The sequence below is a fragment of the Burkholderia sp. MR1-5-21 genome (assembly GCF_053427715.1).
The window spans coordinates 1-549 of record NZ_JBSAXD010000119.1 but is presented as its reverse complement, the minus strand read 5'-3'; the positions used below and the strand labels follow the sequence as shown (position 1 = coordinate 549).

The 549-nt window shown below is 69.9% G+C and carries 1 pseudogene; it reads left to right on the top strand.

The features are described 5' to 3' along the window. Positions 1-549: pseudogene (locus ACV229_RS40680) on the top strand (formate dehydrogenase); the annotation flags it as partial.

Genomic DNA, 549 nt, shown 5'->3' with positions numbered 1-549 from the left:
TCCGATCGCCTGATCATGGAAAGCGATCCGTACTGCCTGATCGAAGGGATGATCATCGCCGGCATCGCGACCGGCGCGACGATCGGCTACATCTACGTACGCAGCGAATATCCGCACGCGATCGCGACCCTCGACGCGGCGATCGCACGGGCGCGCGAAGCCGGCTGGCTCGGCGAGCGCGTGCTCGGCTCCGCGCACGCGTTCGAGCTGCACGTCGCGAAAGGCGCGGGTTCGTACGTCTGCGGCGAGGAAACGGCGCTGCTCGAATCGCTCGAAGGCAAGCGCGGCGTCGTGCGCGCGAAGCCGCCGCTGCCCGCGCTTGCCGGCCTGTTCGGCCAGCCGACCGTCATCAACAACGTGATCACGCTCGCGACCGCGCCGGTGATCTTCGCGCGCGGCGCCGCGTTCTACCGCGATTACGGGATGGGCCGCTCGCGCGGCACGCTGCCGTTCCAGCTCGCCGGCAACATCCGGCACGGCGGCCTCGTCGAGCTCGCGTTCGGCGTCACGCTGCGCGAGCTGCTGTTCGAATTCGGCGGCGGCACCGCG